A 25,445-nucleotide genomic window follows, 5' to 3' on the forward strand; every position below is an offset into this window, starting at 1 on the left:
GAGTTAGCGAGTTTGATGCGCGTTGACGAACTGTCGGCAACGCTCACTGCGTGGGTCGAGGAACACCGCGTCCGGCGTGCCGGTTTCTTCGATCAAGCCTTGGTGCAGAAAAGCCACTTTGGAGGACACATCCCGGGCGAAGGCCATTTCATGGGTGACCAGGATCATGGTGCGGCCTTCTTCGGCCAGGGAGCGGATCACACGCAGCACTTCGCCCACCAGTTCGGGGTCGAGGGCTGAGGTGGGTTCGTCGAACAGCATGACTTTGGGGCGCATGGCCAACGCGCGGGCAATCGCCACACGCTGCTGTTGGCCGCCGGACAGGAACGCCGGGAATTCATTGCGTTTGGCGGCCAGGCCAACGCGGTCGAGCAAGGCTTCGGCGCGCTCGATGGCCTCGGCACGGCTTTCGCGCAGCACCTGGGTGGGCGCTTCGATAAGGTTTTCGAGGACGGTGCGGTGCGGCCACAGGTTGAAGTTCTGGAACACCATGCCCAGGGTCGAGCGGATGCGTACCAATTGCTTGGCATCGGCCACCAGCGGCGCGCCGGGCATGCCGTAGTTGAGCTTGATGCTTTCACCGTCGACATGGATGCTGCCCTGGTCGGGCACTTCAAGCATGTTGATGCAGCGCAGCAAGGTGCTTTTGCCTGAGCCGCTGGCGCCGATCAGCGAAATCACCTCACCTTCGTTGGCCGTGAGCGAGATGCCTTTGAGCACTTCGATATTGCCGAAGCGCTTGTGCAGGTCGATCACCTCAATCATCTTGCGCGCTTCGACAGGCGGCAGCACGTCGATCTCAGGCGTCGGCGCCACACGCGGCTCGCCCGCAAGCTTGGCGACGAACCTGGCGATACGCTGGCAGGCTTCGGCCAGGCGTGCTTCGCCCAAGGTGAACGACAGCCGCACAAACCCTTGCGCCGGCTCGCCAAACGCCGCGGCATCCAGCACCGAAACACCCGCCTCGCGGAACAGGCGCCAGGCAAAATCCAATGAGCCCAAACCCGTGCCGCGCACGTCCACCAGCACAAACATCCCGGCTTGCGGCGCTTGTACCTTGATGCCGGGGCACGCACTCAGGCCGGCCACGACCAGGTCACGGCGGCGCCGGTAGATGTCGCGCATGCCCACCGTCACTTCGTCATGGGCCAGCACGGCTGCTGTGGCGGCTTCCATCACAAAACCCGGCAGGCCGTAGAGCATGCTCAGCACCAGGGTTTCGGCGTGGGCGATCATTTCCGGCGAGGCGATCAACCAGCCGGTTCGCCAGCCGGTCATGGCGTGGGATTTGGACAGGCTGCCAATCACGATGCAGCGCTCGGCCATGCCGGGTAACGCGGCGAGGCTGTGGTATTGGCCGTCAAACACCAGGCTTTCGTAGACCTCATCCACCACCACCCACAGGTCGTGGGCGGTAGCCAGGTCGGCTATCGCTTGCAGTTCCTGCGGGTTGAGCACCACGCCGGTGGGGTTATTGGGGTTGGAGAAGAAGATGGCGCGGCTGCGCGGGGTGATGGCGGCAGCCAGGCGTTGTGCATCCAGGCGAAACCCGGACTCCGGCGAGCACGGTACGCGCACCAGGGTGGCGCCACTGGCTTTGAGCGTGGCTTCGTAGGTGACGTACATCGGGTCGAGCACCAGCACTTCATCACCGGCTTGCAGCAGGCACAGGGAACTGATGAACAACGCGTTCTGTGCGCCGGGCACGATGATCACGTTGTCGGCGTTTAGTGAGCGTGCCAGGGTCTTGCTGTAGCGCGCCGCCACAGCCTCGCGCAGGGCGGCGCGGCCGGGGATTTCGGTGTAGTGCGTGTCACCGCTGTGCAACGCGCTGACTGCGGCTTCGGTGATGAAGGCCGGCGTGGCGAAATCGGGGTCGCCGACGCTGAGGATGATGATGTCTTCGCCCTGGCTGGCAGCCTGGAACGCGGCGTGGTGGATGTCCCAGGCGGCGACGCCCTGCCCTGCAATTCGTTCGACGAAGGGGGAAAACCGCATGCCAGAGCCTCTCGTTCAAGAAGAAAAAGCGCGAACCCGGTTGTGTGCAAACGGGTGGATGCGGTCAACATAGTGCAAACTGAACAGTCGTTCAATGGGTATGTTTGAGGGGGTGTCGTTTATCGAGTGAACAGGTCGTGAATAACATTTGCGGGGGAGTTTGAGTGTGGCGGATGAGTGCATATCCGTTATCGGGGTAACGGCGGCTAAGGGTTGCGCCCTGACGGCGGTTCACCTTGGCAACAGCAGAGCTACACACGATCAAATGTGGGGGCTGGCTTGTCGAGCCAGCACCCACACATGGAGCAGCAGGCAGATCAGATCAGGATAAAAATTAGCGCCAACCCAGCGAAAATCGCCCATTTTTCCAGGTAATACCGCGCACGATTACGCTTTTTCAGTTCCTTGCCACGCAAACGAATCTTGTACAACCGCGTAAACGCGCGGTTCAAACCACCGGTCTTGTCCCCCTCATCATTAGGCGAACCCGCAGCCGCCATTACATTACGGCTGAACCAACGGTTAAACGCCGCCGCCCAGCGGTACTTCATCGGGCGCTCAATGTCACAGAACAGAATGATGCGGTTCTGCTGCGTAGTGTTTTCCGCGTAGTGAATGTAAGTCTCGTCAAACATCACCGGCTCACCGTCCCGCCAGTAGTAACTCTCGCCATCCACATTGATGTAGCAACCCGGATCGTTCGGCGTGTCCAAGCCCAGGTGGTAACGATAAGAGCCTGCATACGGGTCACGGTGGCGCACCAGCTTGGAGCCCGGCGGCAGCTCGGCAAACATCGCCGCCTTGATCGAGCCAATGCCTTGCACCAGCTCAGTGGTACGCGGGCACAGCTTCATCGCCGAAGGGTGACTGTCGCCGTACCACTTAAGGTAAAAGCGCTTCCAGCCCGACTTGAAAAACGAGTTGAAACCCACGTCATTGTATTGGTCCGAGCGCTTGATCTCGCCCGCGCGCATCAGGTTCTGACCTTCCTGGCGGATTTCCTCCCAGTGCTCCTGCAGCGGGCTCAGGTCCGGAAAGTCGCTGGGCGACAGAAACGGACGGCTTGGCTGCCTGGAAAACAAGTAGAGGAAACAGTTGATCGGCGCAAGGAACGTCGAGTGATCGCTAAGCTGGCGACCCAGCTTGTGTCGCACTCTGCCACGCAGGTGAACATACGCAATGGAGGCAACGTAGAGAACAACAATGATGAGTTTCAAGGGATTCGTCACAAGTTAGAAGAGAACAGGCTGCTCCTGCATGCCCACAACGGCCGAGGATAAATAAGCAGCACCTGAAATCACGATTACATAGTGGCGGCTGGCCGGACGAGTCACTTCCTAAACCACGCCTTAGACCTTTATTTAGCCACAGTTTGTAACCAAAGGTTAACTAAGAATTGTGAAAAGCTGTCTACGCAACGCGTAGGACTCACGTGCGCCTGCCTGGATGCAAGCCCAGAGTGAGGCTATTTACAGCGCAGGCGGTTGCGCTGGCAACCCACAAAAAACTCGGCACCCAACCAGGTTCAATCCCCTTTCAGTTATCATCGCGCCAATCAATCTCCAGCAAAAGGAACTTGCATGAAACTTCAACCAGACCCGGACTTCACCGCGCTTCAGGGCGCCTGGGAGCAGACTTCCCTGGAAGACAGCGGCGTACTCAACCCTGCGGACGCACACAGCGCGCCAGGCGCCATTACCACGATTGAGGGTGATCAGTTCGAAGTCCGAACCGTCGCTGGCAACGTATTGCTGGCTGGCCGGTTTTCCCTGGACAGCAGCACCACGCCCAAACGTATTACCTGGGTAGATTCCATGGGCGATGACGCCGGCAAAGCGTTACCCGCCAGTTATCGCCTCGAAGGCGATAATTTTGTGTTTATCGCAGCGGATGAAGGCATGCCCCGCCCAACGGTCTTCAGCACCGGGCCAGGGCAAACCATGCGCGCCTTCGTGCGCCGCACCTGAAAACCGCATGCCATCCGAAACGCCGACATGCTTTTCACACGGTGTTTACTTCCTGGCCTTTAGCGTAAGGCCACCTACTCCAGTGAATCACTTGGCCCGCCTCTTCTGTCGCGGGCCTTTTTTTGTGCGCGAAAAACCCGCTCAAACAGCGCGCTTGATGGCCGTCAGGGTGAAACACAACGGCAATTGGGCCGACTGGTGCTCGTACTGGTCATACAGCTCCTCGCGGTTGGAGTGCGGATACTCCTGCAGATGCTCGATCTGCAAGTGCGCCGCAATCGCCGCGGTGACGACGCTGCCCAGGGTATGCACATACCAGTAGGACGTCGGCCCAGGCACCTCTGTCAGCCCTTCATACACAATTGACGCCTGCAACACGAACGGATCGCGTTGAAAATACGAGCTGTCGGGCAAAAACGGGTTGCTGGCCTGAGGGGCGAAGACTTCCAGGAAAGGGTGAGTCTCGTAGATCACCAGGGTGCCGCCGGGCTTGAGGGTACTGGCCACGTGCTGCATGAACAGCGCCACATCCGGCATCCAGCCGAGTACGCCAATCGTCACCAAGGCAATATCGAACCGGCCAAGCAAACGCTCAGGCAGGTGATGGATATCGGCTTCGATGAATTGCGGGTTATGCGGGGAAATATCAGCCAACTCCCGAGCTTGCGCCAGAAAGGCTGTCGATTGATCGACACCCACCACCTCGCGCGCGCCCAGGCCAAACAGCGACAGGCTTTCACGCCCGTTGTTACAGCCGACTTGCACCACCGACTTGCCGGCAACGCCGACAGTTTGCAACAACGCGGTGATGGTGGGATCGAGGCAGGAAAAAGCCGGCTCAACGACTGATTGCAGCAAGGTATTCCAGGTCGCAGTATCTTTGTGCAGCGCGGCAGAGGCGTCCCAGGCGGCCTTATTATCGGCGATTGCCTGTTGGGCTGAGGGCATGTCCATTGCGTCTCCAGGGAGTCATTTCAGCGGGCTACGGAAAATAATCCAAACGCCCGTCAGATGAAACCCTCAGCGGCAGCGAAACTTCTGTTCAGGCCCACGGGTCACTAGCCCAATGAGTGTCCAGCCCCTGAACACCCTTTGCGAAGACAACGCCGTGGCCAATCACTCTGACTTGCGTAATACCTTGTCCCTGGACAGCCTCAATTTTTTCCTGGCCGATGTGCGCGACGGCCTCGGGCCTTACCTGGCGATTTACCTGCTGGCCGTGCACAAATGGGACCCGGCCAGCATCGGCGTGGTCATGACCCTGGCGGGCATCGCCGCACTGGTCACCCAAGGCCCGGCGGGCGCGCTGATCGACCGCACACGCAGCAAGCGCGCGGTGATTGCGGCGGCTGCCATCCTGGTGACCATCAGTTGCCTGATGCTGCCATTTGTCAGCGCCTTCAGTTGGGTGGCCTTGACCCAGGCCGCCAGTGCCGTGGCCGCCTCGGTGTTTGCACCGGCCATATCGGCCATTTCCCTCGGAATTACCGGGCCACGCGCCTTCACCCGCCGAACGGGGCGCAACGAAACCTTCAACCACGCCGGCAATGCTGTGGCAGCGCTGCTGGCCGGCGGCCTGGCGTACCTGTACGGCCCGGTGGTGGTGTTTTACTTGATGGCCTTTATGGCGTTGGCCAGTATCGTGGCCGTGAGCTGCGTGTCGGCCAAGGCGATTGACCATGAAGTCGCCAGGGGCTTTGACCCGGCCCACCACAGCGATCACGAACAACCGTCCGGTGTGAAAGTCCTGCTGGCCAACCGGCCGCTGCTGATATTCGCCATCTGCTGCGCCCTCTTCCACCTGGCCAATGCGGCGATGCTGCCGTTGGTCAGCCAGAAGCTCGCGCAGATCAACCTGCAGATGGCCACGCCACTGACCTCGGCGTGCATCGTCGCCGCGCAGTTGGTGATGGTGCCGATGGCCTGGCTGGTGGGGTTCAAGGCCGATGTGTGGGGTCGCAAACCGCTGCTGCTCGCAGGTTTCCTGATCCTGCCACTGCGCGGCGTGCTCTACACCTTGTCCAGTGATCCTTACTGGCTGGTGGCGGTACAGATGCTCGACGGCATCGGCGCGGGGATCTTTGGCGCGCTGTTCCCGGTGATCGTCAAGGACCTGACCCAGGGCACCGGGCGTTTTAATGTGAGCCTCGGCGCGCTGTCCACGGTGTTTGGCCTGGGTGCGGCGTTGAGTAGCAGCCTGGCCGGTTTCGTGGTGCAACAGGCCGGCTACAACGCGGCATTCCTGACCCTGGCCGGCGTGGCGGCCGTGGCCTTGGCGCTGTTATGGCTGGCGATGCCGGAGACTCTGGAGAAACCATCGTTCGCCTGCCATACAACTGTCGCCTGACATATGCGACAATGCGCGCCAAATTCCAACACACAGCCAAAATTTTCTGCTCAGCGACCGGGTTTCGCGCCTTGATGTCGCTGTTGACGCATGCCTGAAGGCTCCTGCCGCCACGCTCGCAACTCATTGATAGGTAAAGTAATTGATCTCCACAGCTAACATCACCATGCAGTTCGGCGCCAAGCCGCTCTTCGAGAACGTCTCGGTCAAATTCGGCGCCGGCAACCGTTATGGTTTGATCGGTGCCAACGGTTGCGGCAAGTCGACCTTCATGAAAATCCTTGGCGGCGACCTCGACCCGTCCGGCGGCCAGGTCATGCTGGAGCCAAACGTGCGCCTGGGTAAACTGCGCCAGGACCAGTTCGCCTACGAAGAATTCACCGTACTCGACACCGTGATCATGGGCCACGAAGAGCTGTGGCGGGTAAAGGCTGAGCGTGACCGCATCTACTCGCTGCCGGAAATGAGCGAAGAAGACGGCATGGCCGTTGCCGAGCTGGAAACCGAATTCGCCGAAATGGACGGCTACACCGCCGAATCCCGCGCCGGTGAACTGCTGCTGGGCCTGGGTATTCCGCTGGAGCAGCACTTTGGCCCGATGAGCGAAGTCTCACCAGGCTGGAAACTGCGCGTATTGCTGGCCCAGGCGCTGTTCTCCGACCCTGAAGTGCTGTTGCTCGACGAACCGACCAACCACTTGGACATCAACACCATCCGCTGGCTGGAAAACATCCTGACCCAGCGTTCCAGCCTGATGATCATCATCTCTCACGACCGTCACTTCCTGAACAGCGTGTGCACCCACATGGCTGACCTGGACTACGGCGAGCTGCGCCTGTTCCCGGGCAACTACGACGAGTACATGACCGTGGCGACCCAGTCCCGCGAGCAGCTGCTGTCGGACAACGCCAAGAAGAAGGCGCAGATCTCCGAACTGCAATCCTTCGTCAGCCGCTTCTCGGCCAACGCCTCGAAAGCCAAGCAAGCCACGTCCCGCGCCAAGGCGATCGACAAGATCCAGCTGGCCGAGGTCAAGCCGTCGAGCCGTGTGAGCCCGTTCATCCGTTTCGAGCAGAACAAGAAGCTGCACCGCCAGGCTGTGATGGTCGAAAAAATGGCCAAGGGCTTCGACGGCAAGCCGCTGTTCAAGGACTTCAGCTTCCAGGTTGAAGCTGGCGAGCGCGTGGCGATCATCGGCCCGAACGGTATCGGCAAGACCACCCTGCTGCGCACCCTGGTCAACGAACTGACCCCGGACGCCGGCAGCATCAAGTGGACCGACGCCGCAGAGCTGGGCTACTACGCCCAGGACCACGCCCATGACTTCGAAGACGACGTGACCCTGTTCGACTGGATGGGCCAGTGGACCCAAGGCGAGCAGATGATCCGTGGCACCCTGGGCCGCATGCTGTTCTCCAACGACGAGATCCAGAAGTCGGTGAAGGTGATTTCCGGTGGTGAGCAAGGCCGCATGCTGTTCGGCAAGCTGATCCTGCAAAAGCCGAACGTGCTGATCATGGACGAACCCACCAACCACTTGGACATGGAATCCATCGAAGCGCTGAACCTGGCGCTGGAAAACTACCCGGGCACGCTGATCTTCGTCAGCCACGACCGTGAGTTCGTATCGTCCCTGGCCACCCGCATCATCGAGTTGAGCGCCACCGGCGTGATCGACTTCAGCGGCACCTATGACGACTACCTGCGCAGCCAAGGCGTGGTGTTCTAAGCACCCGCGGCTAGCCGGCTTGCTGTGGCGAGCAGGCTTGCCCTGCGCTGGGCTGCGAAGCAGCCCCAATAAAAAACACCGCGTTCTGCCAGGCAAAACGCGGTGTTTGGTTTTAGGGCCGCTGCGCAGCCCAGCGCAGGGCAAGCCTGCTCGCCACATCGAGCCTGTTCACCACAATAGACCGGCTTATGATGACGGCCTACTCAGCAAAACCCGTTAGCCAGCTTCCTTTTCCCCCACGCCCTTGCCATCATGCCCTCACCGCCCGCCCGCGAATGAGTGACCATGCCTGCCGCCGCCCCCAGCTCTCTGTCGATCACCCTGCAGATCGTCTCCATTGTCTTCTACACCTTTATCGCGTTTATCTGCATCGGCCTGCCGATTGCGGTGATCCCAGGCTATGTGCATGAACAACTGGGCTTCAGCGCCGTAGTCGCCGGGGTCACCATCGGCTCGCAATACCTGGCCACCCTGCTCAGCCGCCCGATGGCTGGGCGCATGTCGGATAACGTCGGCACCAAACGCGCCATTGTGTTGGGTTTGGCCGGCATCCTGGTCAGTGGCGTGCTGACATTTTTCGCAACCTTGCTTGAAAGCATCCCCGCCGTGAGCCTTGGGGTGTTGATCGTCGGCAGGCTGTTGCTCGGCGTGGCCCAAGGCCTGATCGGCGTTGGCACCATCAGTTGGTGCATGGGCGCGGTCGGTGCCGAACACACGGCGCGCTCGATCTCCTGGAATGGCATCGCGTCCTACGGCGCCATCGCGATTGGCGCGCCGCTGGGCGTGGTGATGGTGGCCGACTATGGCTACACCAGCCTGGGCGTCGCGCTGTCCGTGTTGGCCGCCTTGGGCCTGGTGCTGATCCGCAATAAACCGTCGGTGCCGGTGGTGCGTGGCGAGCGGCTGCCATTCTGGTCGGTGTTCGGGCGCATCGCGCCGTTTGGCGCCAGCCTGTGCCTGGCGTCTATCGGCTACGGCACGCTGACCACCTTTATCACCCTGTATTACCTCAACCGTGGCTGGGTCGGTGCGGCGTACTGCCTGACGGTGTTTGGCGTGTGTTTTATCTTGTCGCGCCTGGTGTTTATCTCCGCCATCAGCCGCTTCGGCGGGTTCAGCGCGGCGATTGCCTGCATGACCATCGAGACCGTCGGCCTGACCCTGTTGTGGCTGGCGCCCTCCACCGGTGTGGCGCTGATCGGCGCCGGGCTGACCGGCTTCGGTTTGTCGCTGGTGTACCCGGCGCTCGGCGTGGAGGCCATCAAGCAAGTGCCCAACAGCAGCCGTGGCGCGGGGCTGAGTGCGTATGCGGTGTTTTTTGATCTGGCCCTGGCGATTGCCGGGCCATTGATGGGCGCCGTGGCACTGAACCTCGGCTATGGCTGGATCTTCTTCTGCGCCGCGCTGCTGTCGGTCACGGCCCTGTGCCTGACCGTGCAGCTCAAGCGCCGCGCTTACTGATCAGCGGTCTGCAAACCGGCGCGGGTCGACTGACCCAGGGTATGCACGAAGAAGCGCCCCGCCTCCGAGATCAGGTCGCGGTGGATGCCTTCGCGGTCGACACCGTCGGCATCCGTGCAAATCGCCGGCATGGCCAGCAGTTGGTCGCTGTCACACGGCGCCATGAACACAAAGTGCCCGGCCCCGGCCAATAGTTTGAAATCCGGCGGCTGCGGCAGTTTGCGCGCCAGGGCAGCGGCGTTCTTGTCCACGGCCACCAGCTTGTCGCCGTCGCCACTGTAGAGCAGCACCGGCACGTGCACATCGGCCAACGTGTGGCGGCCAAACATCAGGCTCAACGGCGCCATCAGCATCAAGGCGTGAATACGCGGGTCGGCTTGCGGCTGCAGGTCTTCACGGTCGACCACCAGCTCACCTTTGGTGGTGCAGGCGTCGCGGTCTTCCGGGCGCTCCTGGCAATAGCGGCGCAGGCGGTCGAAATCCGGCTTGGCACCGGCCAGGATCAGCGCGGTTTCGCCGCCGGCGGAATAACCGATGACCCCCACTTGGTCGACATTGACGAACGGCGACAGCATCGTGTCGCCCAGGGTCGCGGTAATGGCTGCGGAAATCTGAATCGGCCGCCCGTACAAGTTGCTCACCGTGCCCAGGCGGCTGTGATCCTTGTAGTTGTCGCCGGGATGCAGCACGGCTACCACTACAAACCCCTTGCGCGCCAGGGAAGTGGCCAGATCGTGCAGCGCCAGCGGTGTACCGGTGTTGCCGTGGGACAACATCAGCATCGGGAAACGCCCGATGGCCACTTTGGAATCCTGGGTGGCAGCCACGTGGTAGGGACCCAACTGCGTGGAATGCTCGTCATCGGTGGACGGATAGAACGCGATGGCGTTCATCGGCTGCTGATCCAGCGGGTCGAGAAAACTCATGCGATGAAAGCCCACACTCCAATGCGGGTGCGGCGCCGGGGCGGCGTGCACTGAAATCAGGCCACCGAGCAGGGAAAGAACCAAAACAGCACAAAGACGCATCATGGGGATGTCCACCTTTGCTGCGCGACCACGTTCAACACCCGCGGCATGTCGGTTTGAAAAGTCCATGGGCCAAGGCACTCGCTCCGGGTGATAAACCCATGCGTGCATAACCTGGGCCAAAGTAATGACAGCGGGTAAACGAAAAAACTCCGTACTCCGGTCGCGTTCAGGCGATCAGAATACAGAGTTTAGGCGCCCCGGTTCAGATTGGAACCGAACAGAGGCGAACTTTACACAAGCCTTACGCGGCGGCGAACAATTGTTCGTTGATCACTACGTTGGCGTCGCTCAAGGCCTTGCTGCGAACTTCTTCACCGTACGCCAGGCCTTGGGCGCGGACAAATTCGATATCAGTGATGCCGAGGAAGCCAAACACCAGTTTCAAGTAATCCTCGTGCCCCACATTGCTCGCCTGGCCCGCATGCAGACCGCCAGCGGTGGAAACAATGATCAGCTTCTTGCCGCCGCACAGGCCTTCAGGGCCCGCTTCGGTGTAACGGAAGGTTTGGCCGGCCACGGCAATACGGTCGATCCAGGCCTTGAGCTGGGACGGCACCGAGAAGTTGTACATCGGCGCACCGATGACTACAGCGTCGGCGGCGATGAATTCAGCCAGGGACGTAGCGCTCAGTTCGGCCTCGTGTTTTTGTACGGCGTCGCGCAATTCGGCAGCGGTACCCAGGGCGCCCAGGGTCAGGCCGGAAAAGTGGCTGATGCCTTCGGCAGCCAAGTCACGATAGGTCACTTCCACACCTGGCTCAGCCGCTTGCCAGGCCTTGACCACACCAGCGCTGAGCTGACGCGAAGCCGAGTTGTCGCCGAGGATGCTGGAATCGATATGCAACAGTTTCATGCGGGTTCTCCAAGTGAGGATCGCGGCTGGGCGATCGAATGAGGTTAATCCTACACATGAACCCAATAGTCGATTAGACGGCACAAATGTGATTGTTCGTCCTGCCAGCAGGACAATCAGCTCGCCAACTCAGTGCGAAGACACATAAATCGATGCCGACGTAGGCGCCGGCAGCGCATAGGTGCGTTTCATCCACTGAATCTCCTCCTGGGGCGTACGCCCGAACAAGCGCTTGAACTCTCGGCTGAACTGCGAGGCGCTTTCATAGCCCACCTGAGCACACGCCGTGGCGGCAGTGATGTCGTTGCGCAGCATCAACAAGCGCGCCTGGTGCAGGCGCGTGGACTTGAGGTATTGCATCGGTGAGGTGTCGGTGACCGTGCGAAAGTGCGCATGAAAACTCGGCACGCTCATCATCGCCTCGCGCGCCAACGCTTCCACGTCCAGGTGCTGGTGGTAGTCCCCATGAATCTTGCGGATTGCGCGTGCCACCTTGCCGAACTGGCCTTGGCGGTTAAGCGCGGCGCGCATCGAACCGCCCTGCTCGCCTGTAAGGATGCGGTAGTAGATCTCGCGCATCAGCGCGGGGCCGAGAACCTGTGCCTCCATCGGCGCACTCATGGCTTCGAGAAACCGCAGCAGCGACTCACTGAGTTTGTCGTCCATGGGCGAGGAATACATGCCGCGCGGCTTGGCTTCGAGCAATTCGGGAAACGCATCCAGCGCCAACATCAATTCGGCGGCGAGGGTGAAATCCAGGCGCAAGTACACCGCCAGCATCGGCTCTGCTTCGCTGGCCTCGGTTTCCATGGTGAACGGCACCGGCACCGACACCACCAGGTAATGCTGGGCGTCGTACAGGTAAATCTCTTCACCCAGGTAACCGCGCTTGCGCCCCTGGCAGACGATCACGATGCCGGGGTCGTACAGCACCGACACCCGGTGCAGCGGCCGATTTGAGCGCAGGAAACGCACATCCTCCAGAGCGCTCAGGTTATAGCCTTCGACAGGCGCCAAGCGCCCCATCAGCTCGATGATTTTTTGGGTGCGACCCATGGCGCATGGCTCCTGGCGAAAACAGCACGGTACTGCGCAAACACCGATATGGCTATGCACTCATAGGAATAGGCAATCAGCACATTGGAATGGATATTCGCTCAAACCGCAGTGTTCCGTAGCCTGAAACAGCACTTTCAGCCTTCGGAGTTTGCCCATGCTTATCGTCTACAACCCTGCCACCGGCGAAGAAATCGGCCGTGTGACCAAGCACACCTCAGCCCAGGTCAAGGCCGCCGTTGACCGCACCTGCGCAGCCTTCCCCGAATGGTCCGGCAAACTCGCCAAGGAGCGCAGCGACATTCTGCGCCGCTGGCACGACAGCGTTAAGGCGGACAAGGAGGCCTTCGCCGAACTGCTGTGCCGTGAAAACGGCAAGTGCCTGAGCGAAGCCCGAGGTGAAATCGACTACGGCCTGGGCTTTATCGAGTGGTACGCCGAAGAGGCCAAACGCGTCTACGGCGACACCATTCCCACCCACGACCGCAATGCCAATGTCATGGTGACCAAAGAAGCCATCGGCCCCGTAGCGGCCATTACGCCGTGGAACTTCCCGTTCATGATGATCACCCGCAAAGTCGCCACGGCCCTGGCCGCCGGCTGCACCATGGTGATCAAGCCCGCCGAAGACACACCGCTCACCGCCCTCAAGCTGCTGGACTACGCACGCAAGGCCGGTATCGAAGCCGGTGTGCTTGAAGTGGTGGTGGGTGATCCCAAGGAGATCGGCCTGATCCTCACTGGCGACCCACGTATCCGCAAGATCTCGTTCACCGGCTCCACCGGTGTGGGCAAATTGCTCGCAGCGCAGTGCGCAGCGACTATCAAGAAGATGACCCTGGAGCTGGGCGGCAATGCGCCGTTTATTGTGTTTGAGGACGCCAACCTGGATGAGGCGGTAAAAGGACTGGTCGGCGCCAAACTGCGCAACTCGGGCCAGGTGTGCATCTCGCCGAACCGGATCTTTGTGCAGCGCAGCATTCTCGAAGACTTTATCGAACGCATGAAGGCTGCCGTCGCCAACATCGAAGTGGACCAGGGCCTGCGCGAAGGCTTTGTGGTCGGGCCGCTGGTCAATCAACTGGGTTTTGACAAAGTCGTGCGTCTGGTCGAGGACGCCAAGGCGGCGGGCGCCAACGTGCTGATGGGCGGCAAACCCCACGCCAAGGGCGGGCTGTTCTATGAACCGACCGTATTGACCGGCTTGCAGGACGATTCACCGCTGGCGACCGAGGAGATCTTCGGCCCCGTGTTCGCCGTCTACTCGTTCAAGGACGAAGAAGAAGTCATCGCCCGCGCTAACCAGACCGAGTTCGGCCTGGTGGCCTATGCCTACACCAGCGCGCAGGGCCGGTCGTTGCGCCTGTCACGTCAACTGGAGGCCGGCATGGTGATCCTCAACTCGGGTTCTGTGGGCACGGCGTCGGTCCCGTTTGGTGGCATCAAGCAGTCCGGCTATGGGCGTGAAGGTAGCTATTACGGGATCGAGGAGTACGTGCACGTGAAGTATGTGTTGATGGCGGGGGCGCAGTTCTAAGCCTTCTCACCCTCCAAAAGCCAGTGCCTGCAAGGTGCTGGCTTTTTTTAGGCTGGATTTGCGCACGCCACACGCGGATAGTTCGTCCCACTGACAGGACAATAGGTTGACCATGCAAGACCTCAACGACCTCTACTACTTCGCCAAAGTCGTCGAAGCCGGCGGCTTTGCGGCGGCCGGCCGGCTGCTGGGGATTCCCAAGTCACGGCTGTCGCGGCGCATCGCTGAACTGGAAGAACGCCTTGGCGCCCGCCTGTTGCAACGCACCACGCGGCAATTGACCCTCACTGCCGTCGGCGAGCGCTACCTGCGCCATTGCCAGGCGATGCTGCTGGAAGCGGAAATGGCCGACGAGGCCGTGGCCAGCATGTCCAGCGAACCCCGCGGGCGCCTGCGCGTGAGTTGTCCGGTGGGCATGGCGCAGCACATGTTGCCAGGCATCGTTGCCGGCTTTCTCGCCGCTCACCCACTGGTGCAGCTGGAAATGACCCTGGTTAACCGACGCGTCGACCTGGTGGCCGAAGGTATCGATGTGGCCCTGCGCGTGCGCGAATTGGGCGATGAAGACCCGTTGCTGGTGACCAAGCGCCTGCGCCAGGCCCAGACAGTCTTGGTGGCCAGCCCGCAGTTCCTGCAAGGCCGCCAAATCAACACCCCGGACGATCTCAAGCAATTGCCGGTACTCGCTGCGCTTGAGGCCGATCGCCTGGTGCACTTGCGGTTGATCGACCCGCAGGGCAATACCGAAAACCTATCCATGGAAGCGCGCCTGGGCATCGACGACTTTATCGTGCGCAAAGCCTGCGCCTTGCAGGGCCTGGGCTTTACCCTGCTGCCAATGATGTATTGCGAAGAGGAGCTGGCCAGCGGCCAATTGGTGCAGTTGCTGCCGCAATGGTCTTCGCCGGGCGGCTGGTTGCAGGCGGTCTACCCGCACCGCCGTGGCGTGTTACCGGCGATTCGGGCCTGGATCGACTATCTGGAAGAAGCCTTCAAGGGTTGCGGAGACCGTTTGCTATGAAGATGAGCGAAGCACAAGTCGCGGCATTCTGCCTGGGCCTGCCCGGCGCGCGGGAAGACTACAAGTGGGGCGGCGTGCGCGTGTTCTCGATTGCCGGCAACAAGATGTTCGCCCTGCAGAACCTGCGCGGTGACTCACTGGCGTTCAAGGTCGACAAGGAGCTGTTCCTCGGCCATGTGGACCGCCCTGGCATCCACCCCGCGCCGTACCTGGCGCGGGCGCAGTGGGTGATCATGAACACGCCCTACCCGCTGGGCGCCGAGGAACTGCGTGGCCTGTTGCAGCGCTCGCACCAGTTGGTGGTAAGCAAATTGCCCAAGCGCGCGCAGGTGGGACTGAAGCTGGATTGATGGTTCAACGCGCAAACGGCAGTGCGCGCTCAATGGCCATCGCCGCCCCCAGCGCCAAATGCTCGTGCCAGGGCCGTGCAACGATCTGTACACCCACCGGCAAACCCGAGTCAGCAGTACCGGCGCGCACCACCACACAGGGCCAACCGGCCAGGCTGTATGGCAGCGTATGGCTGAACAACCCTGGCCGGGCGGTGCCCAACAGCGGCGCCGGGGCCGCGTCAACCGGGCACAGGATAATGTCGTAGTCCGCCATGAACCCCAGCATGGCACTGCGAAACTGATCCCAATCCGAGAGCAACTGTATCGCCTGTGCCCCGGAGCCTTTGCCCATTGCCCAGTAGCGCTCGGTAATATCGCGAGCATTACGCAATGCCGAAGGGAACGCCTGACGGACCACGGCGCCCGCACCCGCCAGCAGGTCGGCAGCCACCTGTAGCGTGACCTGGGTGCACGTGTCTATCGGTTCGATACCGCCCTCGCTGTACCAGGCGACGCGCAAACCATTCAGTGCCTGTGGAGGCATATCCGGCAGCGGCATTGGAATCACCCCACAATCGTGCCCATCCTCACCGGCGATCACCCGGAACACCAGGTCCAGGTCTTCGACATGCCGGGCCATCGGGCCGATCTGGCTGCGGCTATCACTCAACCCACCCGGGTGATCGAAAACCCCGGTGTTGGGCACCCGGCCCGTGGTGGGCTTCAAGGTACTGACCCCGCAAAAATGCGCCGGTATGCGCAGGCTGCCACCCGAATCGCTGCCCAGCCCCAGCGGCGAAAGGCCGGCCGCCACCGCAGCAGCTTCGCCACCGCTGCTGCCGCCGGGGCCATGGGACAGCGCATGGGGGTTACGGGTAGCGCCGTAGACCGGGTTATCGGTCACTCCACCGCCACCGCCCGGCGGGCAGTTGCTTTTACCCAAAAGAATGGCGCCGGCCGCTTTCATGCGCGTCACTGCAACAGCATCGTGCTGAGGACAATAATGAGCCCGATCAACCAGACCCGCTGCCGACACCACCCCACGGGTATCGAAAACATCTTTGACCGTGAAGGGAACGCCCTGCAACACGCCGCCATACTCGCCTTGGGCGATAGCACGATCAACCGCCCAAGCATCGGCCAACGCCGTATCGGCACAGACCTGCACCAGCGCGTTGACCGAGGGGTTGAGCGCCTCGATACGCGCAAGGTAAAAGCTGACGATGGCGGTGGAAGTAAACTTGCGCTGTTGAATCAGCGCTGCAAGCTCAGTTGCCGAATGATGTAGCAATGAATCTGAAAAAGACATTCGTGTGGGCCCCGTGCGCTCAAGTGCCCGAAGCATAACGCGAGCCTGTTGCCGGTTTACAGGGCCGTCTGGGTAAGCTGCCTCCCGCAATCGCGTAGGAAATATCCCAGACACCTCAACACTATAAAACCGAGAGCAGCGTGCCGCCCAGGAACAGCTGGTCCAGCCAGAACACTTGGTGCAGCAACACAATCACCCAGAACAGCACCTGATACGACACCTTGCGCGTCTTGTGGCGAAACACCTGCTGGGCAATCAGCGCCCCCGGCCAACCGCCCGCCAGCTCCACGGCATGCAGGATATTTTCGCGCACGCGCGGGCCTTCGGCTTGGGCCTTGCGTTTGTCGCCCCAGTACAGGAAAAACGCCACCACGCTGACCACGCCATAGGCGGCCAGCGGGATCAGCGTCTCGCCGCGATGCCACAACAGTGCCGCGCCAGTCAGCGGCGCGGCGCATAGCAAAACAAAGATGAACGCCTTCAAGCGCGGGTGTTGAATGCTCATGGCTTGACCGCCGTCCAGTCGATCCAGCCAAACTGCCAGGTCGCCAGGATCACCAGGCCAAACGCAATCCGATACCAGGCAAACGCCGCGTAACTGTGGCTGGCGATGAACTTGAGCAACGCCTTGACCGCAATCATCGCGAAGATGAACGAGGTGACAAAGCCGATAGCAAACACCGGCACGTCATCGGGCTGGAACAGGTGACGGTACTTGTAGCCCGAATACACGGCAGCGCCGACCATGGTCGGCATGGCCAGGAAGAATGAGAACTCGGTGGCGGTCTTGCGCGACAGGCCGAACAACAGGCCGCCGATAATGGTCGCGCCGGAGCGCGAAGTGCCTGGAATCATTGCCAGGCACTGGGCCACACCGACCTTGAGCGCGTCTTTCCAGGTGATCTCATCCACCGTTTCAGCGTGCACTGCATGTTGGCGGCGCTCGGCCCACAGCATGATCACCCCGCCCACCACCAGCGCGGTGGCCACCGTGATCGGGTTAAACAGGTAATGCTTGATCAGGTCGGCAAAAATCACCCCCAACACCACCGCCGGCAGCACTGCGATGATCAGGTTGACGGTAAAGCGCTGGGCGTTGCGCTGGGTCGGCAAGCCGATCACCACGTCGAGGATCTTGCGCCGAAACTCCCAGACCACCGCGAGGATCGCGCCCAGTTGAATAATGATGTTGAACGCTTCAAAGCGTTCTCCGCCGAAGCCGATCAAGTCGGCGACGATAATCTGATGCCCGGTGCTGGAGATCGGCAGGAACTCGGTCAGCCCCTCCACCACGCCAAGAATCAATGCCTGTATGGCGGTCCAAAAATCCATGTATCCCCCAAAGGTCATGCGCTGCGGCATGCCTTGTCTGTCTTTTTAATGTTCACTGACCACGTGCAATCGTGATGCGCTGCGGATTTTCACCAGCTGTGCGCAAAAATTTCGTGAAAAATCAGGGAGTACTCAGGTTTTTCGATTACAGGCCGAAAGCCTATCAGACAAGCTGGAATTGTCGATGCAGCACACAATTATAAAAAGCACGGAGTGACAGGACGATGAACAGTTTGCGCAGCATGTCGATCAGCCGCCGTCTTTGGCTGATCCTGATAGTCGCCGTGTTGATGCTGCTAACCTTGGGGCTGTTGATGCTAAAGCAGATCCATGGCGACAACGCCAGCAGACCCAGCACGTGGTGCAAACCGCCAGCGGCGTGCTGGCTTACTACCAGAACCTTGAAAAAAACGGCGTTCTCACCCGCGAGGCCGCGCAACAGCAAGCCCTCAGCGCAGTCCGTGGCTTGCGCTACGACCACGATGATTACTTCTGGATCAACGACCTGACGCCCGTGATGATCATGCACGCGGCCAACCCCAAGCTCGACGGCCAGAACCTCTCGGCCATCCGCGACCCGGACGGTTTTGCGGTGTTCAATGAATTTGTGCTCCTGGCCAAGGCCAAGGGCGCCGGCATCGTCAACTATCGCTGGCCCAAACCGGGCGCCGACGCGCCGGTGGAGAAGACCTCGTATATCCAACTGTTCGAGCCGTGGGGCTGGATTATCGGCTCGGGCGTGTACGTGGACGATGTGCAGGCCGAATTCACCGGCCAGGTGTGGAAAGCCTCGTTGATCGGCCTGGGCATTGCGCTGCTGATGGCGCTGTTGGTGATCCTGATCGCGCGCAGCATTGTGCATCCATTGCAGGCGGCGGTGAATGCCATGGGCAATATTGCCAGCGGCGAAAGCGACCTGACCCGCACCCTCGACACCCACGGGCGCGACGAGGCCACTCAATTGTCGCAGCACTTCAATAGCTTTACCGCCAAGCTGCGCCAGGTGGTCGGCCAATTACAGGAGTGTGCCAACGCGCTGGGCCAATCTTCCACGGAACTGGGCACCAATGCCAGCCAGGCCCACGACCGTAGCCAGCAACAATCCCAGCAGATGGAGCTGGTGGCTACCGCGATCAACGAAGTGACCTATGGCGTGCAGGACGTGGCAAAAAAATGCCGAGCATGCCGCCAGCGAAATGCGCGACGCCCAGGCCCAGGCGCAGCAGGGCCAGGTGAATATCGACGGCAGCCTGCAACAGATCGACCAGCTCTCCAGCACCATCAGCCAGGCCGTGGAGGTGATCCGCACGCTGTCCAGCGAAAGTACACAGATTGGTGGTGTGCTGGAAGTGATCCGTTCGATTGCCGACCAGACCAACTTGTTGGCCCTCAACGCCGCCATCGAGGCGGCGCGTGCCGGTGAACAGGGTCGCGGGTTTGCCGTGGTCGCCGATGAAGTGCGGCTGTTGGCCCAGCGCACGCAGAAATCCACCGCCGAAATCCAGGTGATGATTGAGCGCCTGCAAGGGCATTCGGAAGCAGCGGTCAAAGTGATCAGCGACAGCCACAGTGCCTCGCAACTGACCATTGAACAAGCTGGCCAGGCAGGTGCGAGCCTCACCGCCATTGGCCAGGCGTTGCGCAACCTCAATGGGCTGAATGCCTCGATCGCCAGCGCGACCTTGCAACAGGCGCACGTGGTGGAGGATATCAACCAGAACGTCACCCAGGCGGCGGGTTTGTCCCACAGCACGGCGCTGGCGGCGGAGCAGTCCAGTGTGGCGAGCGCGCATTTGCGTGGTTTGAGTGAGCAGCTTGGAGGGTTGTTGCGCCAGTTCAAGATCTAGCACTCATGCTCGTTCCCACGCTCCGCGTGGGAACGCCGCCACGGACGCTCTGCGTCCAGGCCTGACGCGGAGCGTCTGGGGATGCATTCCCACGCAGAGCGTGGGAACGAGCATTCCTCCGTCCCACCATCTTGGTTACAATCACCGCCCTCACCCACTCTCCCAAGGAACCGCCATGTCCGGGCTTGAATTGTTCGCCGCCGCCCTGGGGGTGATCGCTGTCTGGCTGACGGTCAAGCAAAACCCCTGGTGCTGGCCCATCGGCCTGGTAATGGTGCTGCTCTACACCTGGGTGTTCTTCGACGTAAAACTCTATTCCGACATGCTCCTGCAAGTGGTCTACGCCGCCCTGCAACTCTACGGCTGGTGGCAGTGGACCCGCGCCGGTGAGGTCGCGCAGGGTCGCCAGGTCACCAGCCTGGGCTGGTCCGCGATCATGGTCAGCCTCACCGTCGGTGCCGTGTTCAGTGGCCTGCTCGGCGCCGCCATGGCCCACTGGACCGATGCCGCGCAACCCTGGCTCGACGCCGCACTCACCGGTTTCAGCCTGGTGGCGCAAATGTGGATGGCGCAAAAGCGCGTGCAATGCTGGCCACTGTGGATCGCCGTGGACGTGATCTTCGTCGGCCTGTTCCTCTACAAAGGCCTCTACCTTACCGCCGCGCTGTATGCACTGTTCACCGCGATCGCCGTACAAGGCTGGCGTGAATGGCGCGCCGACCCGGCGTTGCACGCATGAAAGTGGTGGTACTGGCCGGCCCCGAATCCAGCGGCAAAAGCTGGCTGGCCGCGCAACTGCACGCCCGTTTCGGTGGGCTGATGGTGGGTGAATACGTGCGCTACTTCATCGACCATTACCAGCGCGACACTACCCTGGCGGACATCCCGGCCATCGCCCGTGGCCAACTGGCCTGGGAAGACGCTGCGCGCGCCGAGCAGCCTCGCCTGCTGATCCTCGACACCCACCTGCTGACCAACAAACTCTGGAGCCAGACCCTGTTCGGTGATTACCCGGCGTGGCTGGATGATGAGTTGCTGGCCCGCCATTACGACCTGCACCTGTTGCTGTCCCCCGAGGACGTGGAATGGAGCGCCGACGGCCAGCGCTGCCAGCCGGAACTGGCGGATCGCCGGGTGTTTTTCCAGGGCAGCCTGGACTGGATCGAACAGCATCAGCAACCCGCCCTGGTGATTCGTGGCGACTGGGAAGCACGCCGCGCCATAGCCTTTGAGGCGGTCGAGCAACTGCTTGCCCAGCCGTGCCGAGGACATCTTGCATGACCATCTCACTGCGTATCGCCATTGTCGGCGCCGGCCCCGGCGGTTTGACCTTGGCGCGTATCCTCCACCGCCACGGCGTGGCCGCCTGCGTATTCGAACGCGAACGCGGGCCTCTGGAACGCCCCCAGGGCGGCACCCTGGATCTGCATGTCGAATCCGGCCAACTGGCGCTGCAGCAGGCCGGGCTGGAAGACGCCTTCCGGCGTATCGCGCGCTATGAAGACCAAGGTGCGCGCCTGATGGATCAGCACGGCCATCTGCTGTTCGAAGCCCCCAACCCCGATGACGGCGAGCGCCCGGAAGTCGACCGCACCCAGTTGCGCCAGATCCTGCTGGATTCGCTGCCTGAAAGCTGTGTGAAATGGGGTGTGAACATCAATGACATCCGCCCGGCCGGTGTTGCACGCTGGACACTGCATCAAGGCGAGATCACCCACGGCCCCTTCGACCTGGTGGTCGGTGCCGATGGCGCCTGGTCCAAACTGCGCCCATTGCTCTCGCCCTACCTGCCGCAGTACAGCGGGCTGACGTTTATCGAATTCGGCATCGATGATGTCGACCGCCAACACCCGCACATTGCCACGCTGGTGGGGCGCGGCAGCCTGCAAGTGCAAGGCGGCGCCAAGTCGATCATCGTGCAGCGCAACGCCCATGCGCATCTGCGCGGGTATGCGATTTTTCGCGTGCCCACCGAGTGGGCAGCCGACCACCTCAGCCTGCCTGCACTCAAGGCTCAGTTTGCAGGCTGGCACCCGGACATTCTGGCGCTGTTTGAAGCGGCAAATGCAACCGTCCTGGCCAGGCACATCCACGCCCTGCCGGTGGGCCATCGCTGGGTCCACCGCCAGGGGTTGACGTTGATTGGGGATGCGGCGCACCTGATGTCGCCGTTTGGCGGCGAAGGCGTAAATGCCGCGATGCTCGATGCGGCCGAACTGGCCCAGCACCTGCTCCACACGCCTGACTGCTCAGCCGCAGTGCAGGCGTATGAAAACCACATGTTCGAACGGGTGATACCGGCAGCCCAGGGCAGCGCCGAGGGCGCCGCCATCCAGTTATCCCACGACAGCCTGGCGCTGTCCCTGGCCTTCCTGAATCAACACCTCACACCTCAGTAACCGAGCGACAACCCGGTATTGCGGCGTGGGTCGTTAGCCCCGTAGAAACGGTTGTTGCCCACGGGCTTGCCACCCAGCGAAGGCGCACCCACCAGGATCGCCGCCAAGTGGTTGGCATCCTGGGGGCCGGCAAACTTGTGGCCCCAGCTTTCGAGAATTTTCTGGGTGTCAGGGCTTACCGCGAAGGTTTCCAGGTTGGTGGTTTCAGGCATCCACTGCTGGTGGAAGCGTGGCGCGTCCACGGCTTCCTGGATGTTCATCTTGTAGTCGATGACATTGAGGATGGTCAGCAAGGTCGCGGTGATGATCCGGCTGCCGCCCGGCGTACCGACCACCATCACCGTCTTGCCATCCTTGGTGACGATGGTCGGGCTCATCGACGACAGCGGCGCCTTGCCCGGTGCGATGGCGTTGGCTTCGCCCTGCACCAGCCCGTACATGTTCGGCACACCGACCTTGACGGTGAAGTCGTCCATTTCATCGTTGAGGATCACCCCGGTCTTGCTCGCCATCACGCCGGCACCGAACCAGTCGTTGAGGGTGTAGGTCACGGACACCGCGTTACCCCACTTGTCGACGATCGAATAGTGCGTGGTGTTGTTGCCTTCATGGGGCGACACACCCGGCTTGATCGCCTGGGAATCACCCGCCTTCTGCGGCTCAATGGCGGCACGCAGCTTGGCGGCGTAGTCCTTGTCCAACAGGTGCGCGATAGGGTTCTTGACGAAATCCGGGTCACCCAGGTAGCTGTTACGGTCCACGTAAGCGTGACGCATCGCTTCGATCTGGTAGTGCAGGCCTTGGGCCGAGTGATAGCCGAGGTCGGCCATCGGGTAACCTTCGAGGATGTTCATGATCTGGCAGATCACCACACCGCCGGAGCTTGGCGGTGGCGCCGAGACCACGTGGTAGCCACGGTAGTCGCACTCGATGGGCGCCAGCTCGCGAGTCTTGTATTTGTCGAGGTCGGCCTGGGTGATGATGCCCTTGCCGGCCTGGCTGGAATCCACCAGCGCCTTGGCCACCCAGCCTTTATAAAAGCCGTCGGTGCCCTTGGCGGAGATTTCCTTGAGGGTCTTGGCCAGGTCTTTCTGCACCAGTTTCTGGCCGACCTGCATCGGTTGGCCGTTGTGCAGGAAGATTCCGCGCAGGTCTTTGTCTTTTTCGAACTCGCCGGTGGCGGTGTGCAGCAGGTCGATATCGCCCTGCTCCAGTTCAAAGCCGTTTTCGGCCAGTTTGATCGCCGGGGCAATCACCTGGGCGCGCTTGAGGGTGCCGTATTTGTTCAGCGCGGTTTCCATGCCGGACACGGTGCCGGGTACGCCGACGGCCAAGTGGCCTTTGGCGCTGAGGCCGTCGATCACCTTGCCGTCTTTGTCCAGGTACATGTCGGCAGTGGCCGCCAGCGGGGCTTTTTCACGGAAGTCGAGGAAGGTCTTGCGCCCGTCTGCCAGCTGCACGGTCATAAAGCCGCCGCCGCCGAGGTTGCCCGCTGCCGGGTACACCACGGCCAGCGCATAGCCCACGGCAACCGCCGCATCCACCGCGTTGCCGCCGGCCTTGAGTACATCCACGCCAACATGAGTGGCCAAATGCTGGGCGGTCACCACCATGCCGTTTTCACCGGCCACCGGGGCCTGTGAGGCGGCTTGCACGCCGTTGACCGTCAACACCAGCGCAGTGGCAATCAGGGTACGGCTGAAGGGTTGGTATTTCATCCATGGCTACTCTATTTATTGAGGTGCACCAAAATAGCCCGACTAGGATCCAATCCCCAGCGCAATGGCGTTTTTATTACAGAACTTGTCGGTCATAGAACGGGCACGAAAAAGCCCATGCTATATTTCGCGCCCAGACTGGCGGCAAGGCGCTTTGTGATGGCGATCAAGAAGACCGGAATTCGAACGCAACAGGCCGACCAGACACGTGCGCGCATCTTGCAGGCGGCCGTCAAGGTGTTCACTCGCGACGGCTATTCCGGTGGGCGCGTCGACACTATTTCCAAGGCCGCCGACTCCAACGACCGCATGCTTTATTACTATTTCGGCAGCAAGGAACACCTGTTCGTCTGTGTGCTGGAACATGTCTATGAACAGTTCAATAAGGCCGAAAGCAAACTCAAGCTGGACCTGGGAGACCCCGTGCAAGCCTTGCGCGAACGGGTGGCATTTATCTGGAGCTACTACGTCAAGCACCCCGAGTTCGTGGCGATCCTGAGCATCGAGAATCTGCACCAGGGCAAGCATGCCCAGCAGTCCGGCGAAATGCGCAGGCTGTCGGGCGAAGCGGTTGGCGTGTTGCGCCCGATCATCGAAGCCGGCCAGGCCCAAGGTGTGTTTCGCCAGGACATCGACCTCAAGCACGTGTATTTGATGATTGCCTCGCTCTGCTACTTCTACAACTCCAACCGCCACACGCTCAGTTCGTTCCTGGGTGAAGACTTGGGGGATAAGGAGCATCAGCAGGATTGGCTGGGGTTTATCAGTGACTTGGTGCTGCGTGGTGTAACGCCGATTCCACTGTAGCAACCGGCTCATCCTGTGGGAGCTGGCTTGCCTGCGATGGCCATAGGTATCTACACAACTTTTGAAGGCAGCCAATTTCTCCTGTGGCGAGCAGGCTTGTCGAATCGTCGCACCGCCTGCGTTGGGCTGCGAAGCAGCCCCAAACCCAGTCGCTGAGTTCTTTCAGGAAAAATGCAGTGCCTTTACTGGGGCCGCTTCGCAGCCCAACGCAGGGCAAGCCTGCTCGCCACAACAGCCCACTTACAACAGACTTCGTGTTAACCGGTTGTGTAGATGCCTACGCTGCGATGGCGGTCTTTTGGTGTACATATCCGTCACCGCAGCAACGGATATACACCCATAGCCCCTCTCAAAAGCACCACCGAAACAAATAAAACAATCCCATGCTCAACAGCACCGTAATCAACACGCTACGCGTCCAAAACATCAAGGCCACCGCGCAGACTCCCGCCAGCAAGTAAGGATTCGTCGGGCTCAAATTCAGCGTGTGATCAGCGAGAAAAATAATCGGCCCGCAGATCGCCGTCAGCATGCCCGGCACCGCAAACCCCAGGAACTCCCGCGCCCCCCGATTAAGCCGTACCGGCAGGCGCGGCTCGATAAACAGGTATCGGTTAAGGAAAACCACCAGCCCCATGGCCACAATCATGATGTAGATCACTTCTGCCCTACCCCCAGCCGCTTGCAGGCAAACCCCGCAC

The 25,445-nt window shown here is 61.1% G+C and carries 22 protein-coding genes and 1 pseudogene; 12 read left to right on the forward strand and 11 right to left on the reverse strand.

From position 1 onward, the window contains the following. Window positions 1-3 precede the first annotated feature (3 nt). Together GIW28_RS30665 and lpxO are read right to left on the reverse strand one after the other, a co-directional pair. The gene (locus tag GIW28_RS30665; RefSeq protein WP_026013822.1) at window positions 4-1,998 is read right to left on the reverse strand and encodes an aminotransferase class I/II-fold pyridoxal phosphate-dependent enzyme; all 1,995 of its coding nucleotides are present in this window, start codon (window positions 1,996-1,998) and stop codon (window positions 4-6) included. Between the two features lie 317 nt (window positions 1,999-2,315). Beyond that, window positions 2,316-3,215: a lipid A hydroxylase LpxO gene (gene lpxO / locus GIW28_RS16120; protein WP_017138809.1), complete on the reverse strand. Its 900-nt coding sequence runs from the start codon at window positions 3,213-3,215 to the stop codon at window positions 2,316-2,318. A gap of 363 nt (window positions 3,216-3,578) precedes the next feature. Between lpxO and GIW28_RS16125 the strand changes: the two genes are divergently transcribed. After that, entirely contained in the window at window positions 3,579-3,965 is a 387-nt protein-coding gene (locus GIW28_RS16125) for a TIGR03067 domain-containing protein (protein ID WP_017138810.1), read from the forward strand. A 141-nt stretch (window positions 3,966-4,106) separates the two neighbouring features. Here GIW28_RS16125 and GIW28_RS16130 read toward each other — a convergent pair whose 3' ends face one another. Further along, window positions 4,107-4,919 (reverse strand): class I SAM-dependent methyltransferase, encoded by an 813-nt coding sequence (locus tag GIW28_RS16130; protein WP_236447853.1) that lies wholly within the window; start codon window positions 4,917-4,919, stop codon window positions 4,107-4,109. Between the two features lie 154 nt (window positions 4,920-5,073). On the opposite strand from GIW28_RS16130, the gene GIW28_RS16135 reads away from it, so the two are divergent. From GIW28_RS16135 to GIW28_RS16145, 3 genes are all read left to right on the forward strand, one after another. Continuing rightward, on the forward strand, window positions 5,074-6,312 hold the full coding sequence (locus GIW28_RS16135) for an MFS transporter (protein ID WP_176992311.1): 1,239 nt from the start codon (window positions 5,074-5,076) through the stop codon (window positions 6,310-6,312). 142 nt (window positions 6,313-6,454) lie between these two features. Continuing rightward, window positions 6,455-8,041 (forward strand): ABC-F family ATPase, encoded by a 1,587-nt coding sequence (locus GIW28_RS16140; protein WP_176992190.1) that lies wholly within the window; start codon window positions 6,455-6,457, stop codon window positions 8,039-8,041. A 285-nt stretch (window positions 8,042-8,326) separates the two neighbouring features. Next, window positions 8,327-9,502, forward strand: a complete 1,176-nt coding sequence (locus tag GIW28_RS16145) for an MFS transporter (RefSeq protein WP_017138814.1) — start codon at window positions 8,327-8,329, stop codon at window positions 9,500-9,502. Here the strand turns inward: GIW28_RS16145 and GIW28_RS16150 are convergent. The 3 genes from GIW28_RS16150 to GIW28_RS16160 form a co-directional block, all read right to left on the reverse strand. Further along, window positions 9,496-10,533 carry an alpha/beta hydrolase family protein gene (locus GIW28_RS16150; RefSeq protein ID WP_017138815.1) on the reverse strand — a complete coding sequence of 346 codons (1,038 nt, stop codon included), beginning with the start codon at window positions 10,531-10,533 and terminating at the stop codon, window positions 9,496-9,498. The two genes, GIW28_RS16145 and GIW28_RS16150, sit on opposite strands and share 7 nt — an antisense overlap. A 241-nt stretch (window positions 10,534-10,774) precedes the next feature. Continuing rightward, complete coding sequence (locus tag GIW28_RS16155; RefSeq protein WP_017138816.1) at window positions 10,775-11,386, reverse strand: FMN-dependent NADH-azoreductase; 612 nt, start codon at window positions 11,384-11,386, stop codon at window positions 10,775-10,777. A gap of 129 nt (window positions 11,387-11,515) precedes the next feature. Then, window positions 11,516-12,442, reverse strand: a complete 927-nt coding sequence (locus GIW28_RS16160) for an AraC family transcriptional regulator (protein ID WP_169986125.1) — start codon at window positions 12,440-12,442, stop codon at window positions 11,516-11,518. A 157-nt stretch (window positions 12,443-12,599) separates the two neighbouring features. Between GIW28_RS16160 and GIW28_RS16165 the strand changes: the two genes are divergently transcribed. The 3 genes from GIW28_RS16165 to GIW28_RS16175 all read left to right on the forward strand — a co-directional run bounded on the left by GIW28_RS16165 (window position 12,600) and on the right by GIW28_RS16175 (window position 15,350). Continuing rightward, complete coding sequence (locus GIW28_RS16165) at window positions 12,600-13,979, forward strand: NAD-dependent succinate-semialdehyde dehydrogenase (RefSeq protein WP_169986127.1); 1,380 nt, start codon at window positions 12,600-12,602, stop codon at window positions 13,977-13,979. A gap of 112 nt (window positions 13,980-14,091) precedes the next feature. Further along, window positions 14,092-15,000 carry a LysR substrate-binding domain-containing protein gene (locus GIW28_RS16170; protein WP_017138819.1) on the forward strand — a complete coding sequence of 303 codons (909 nt, stop codon included), beginning with the start codon at window positions 14,092-14,094 and terminating at the stop codon, window positions 14,998-15,000. Next, window positions 14,997-15,350: an MmcQ/YjbR family DNA-binding protein gene (locus tag GIW28_RS16175; protein ID WP_017138820.1), complete on the forward strand. Its 354-nt coding sequence runs from the start codon at window positions 14,997-14,999 to the stop codon at window positions 15,348-15,350. Before GIW28_RS16170 ends, GIW28_RS16175 begins: the two co-directional genes overlap by 4 nt. Before the next feature lie 4 nt (window positions 15,351-15,354). Here GIW28_RS16175 and GIW28_RS16180 read toward each other — a convergent pair whose 3' ends face one another. The 3 genes from GIW28_RS16180 to GIW28_RS16190 form a co-directional block, all read right to left on the reverse strand. Beyond that, window positions 15,355-16,641 (reverse strand): amidase, encoded by a 1,287-nt coding sequence (locus GIW28_RS16180; RefSeq protein WP_236458996.1) that lies wholly within the window; start codon window positions 16,639-16,641, stop codon window positions 15,355-15,357. Between the two features lie 121 nt (window positions 16,642-16,762). Next, complete coding sequence (locus GIW28_RS16185) at window positions 16,763-17,146, reverse strand: DUF1294 domain-containing protein (protein WP_017138822.1); 384 nt, start codon at window positions 17,144-17,146, stop codon at window positions 16,763-16,765. Then, window positions 17,143-17,973, reverse strand: a complete 831-nt coding sequence (locus GIW28_RS16190; RefSeq protein ID WP_169986132.1) for an undecaprenyl-diphosphate phosphatase — start codon at window positions 17,971-17,973, stop codon at window positions 17,143-17,145. Before GIW28_RS16190 ends, GIW28_RS16185 begins: the two co-directional genes overlap by 4 nt. A gap of 224 nt (window positions 17,974-18,197) precedes the next feature. Between GIW28_RS16190 and GIW28_RS16195 the strand changes: the two are divergent. The 4 genes and pseudogenes from GIW28_RS16195 to GIW28_RS16210 all read left to right on the forward strand — a co-directional run bounded on the left by GIW28_RS16195 (window position 18,198) and on the right by GIW28_RS16210 (window position 22,219). Beyond that, a pseudogene (locus GIW28_RS16195) lies at window positions 18,198-19,820 on the forward strand (methyl-accepting chemotaxis protein). Window positions 19,821-19,995: 175 nt separating this feature from the next. Beyond that, the gene (pnuC, locus tag GIW28_RS16200) at window positions 19,996-20,559 is read left to right on the forward strand and encodes a nicotinamide riboside transporter PnuC (RefSeq protein ID WP_017138825.1); all 564 of its coding nucleotides are present in this window, start codon (window positions 19,996-19,998) and stop codon (window positions 20,557-20,559) included. Continuing rightward, entirely contained in the window at window positions 20,556-21,101 is a 546-nt protein-coding gene (locus GIW28_RS16205; protein ID WP_099549725.1) for an AAA family ATPase, read from the forward strand. The genes pnuC and GIW28_RS16205 overlap by 4 nt, the downstream gene beginning before the upstream one ends. Next, window positions 21,098-22,219, forward strand: coding sequence for an FAD-dependent oxidoreductase (locus GIW28_RS16210; protein WP_236447484.1), 1,122 nt, complete (start codon window positions 21,098-21,100; stop codon window positions 22,217-22,219). Before GIW28_RS16205 ends, GIW28_RS16210 begins: the two co-directional genes overlap by 4 nt. Here GIW28_RS16210 and ggt read toward each other — a convergent pair. Beyond that, a complete protein-coding gene (gene ggt, locus GIW28_RS16215; RefSeq protein ID WP_099549723.1) occupies window positions 22,213-23,937 on the reverse strand; it encodes a gamma-glutamyltransferase in 1,725 nt (574 codons plus the stop codon). The two genes, GIW28_RS16210 and ggt, sit on opposite strands and share 7 nt — an antisense overlap. A gap of 159 nt (window positions 23,938-24,096) precedes the next feature. On the opposite strand from ggt, the gene GIW28_RS16220 reads away from it, so the two are divergent. Next, window positions 24,097-24,744 (forward strand): TetR/AcrR family transcriptional regulator, encoded by a 648-nt coding sequence (locus GIW28_RS16220; protein WP_017138828.1) that lies wholly within the window; start codon window positions 24,097-24,099, stop codon window positions 24,742-24,744. 349 nt (window positions 24,745-25,093) lie between these two features. On the opposite strand, the gene GIW28_RS16225 is transcribed toward GIW28_RS16220, so the two are convergent. After that, window positions 25,094-25,405: an AzlD domain-containing protein gene (locus GIW28_RS16225; RefSeq protein ID WP_017138829.1), complete on the reverse strand. Its 312-nt coding sequence runs from the start codon at window positions 25,403-25,405 to the stop codon at window positions 25,094-25,096. Window positions 25,406-25,445: the final 40 nt, after the last annotated feature.

The organism is Pseudomonas sp. PA-5-4B, assembly GCF_021606215.1.
Taxonomy (GTDB): Bacteria; Pseudomonadota; Gammaproteobacteria; order Pseudomonadales; family Pseudomonadaceae; genus Aquipseudomonas; species Aquipseudomonas edaphica.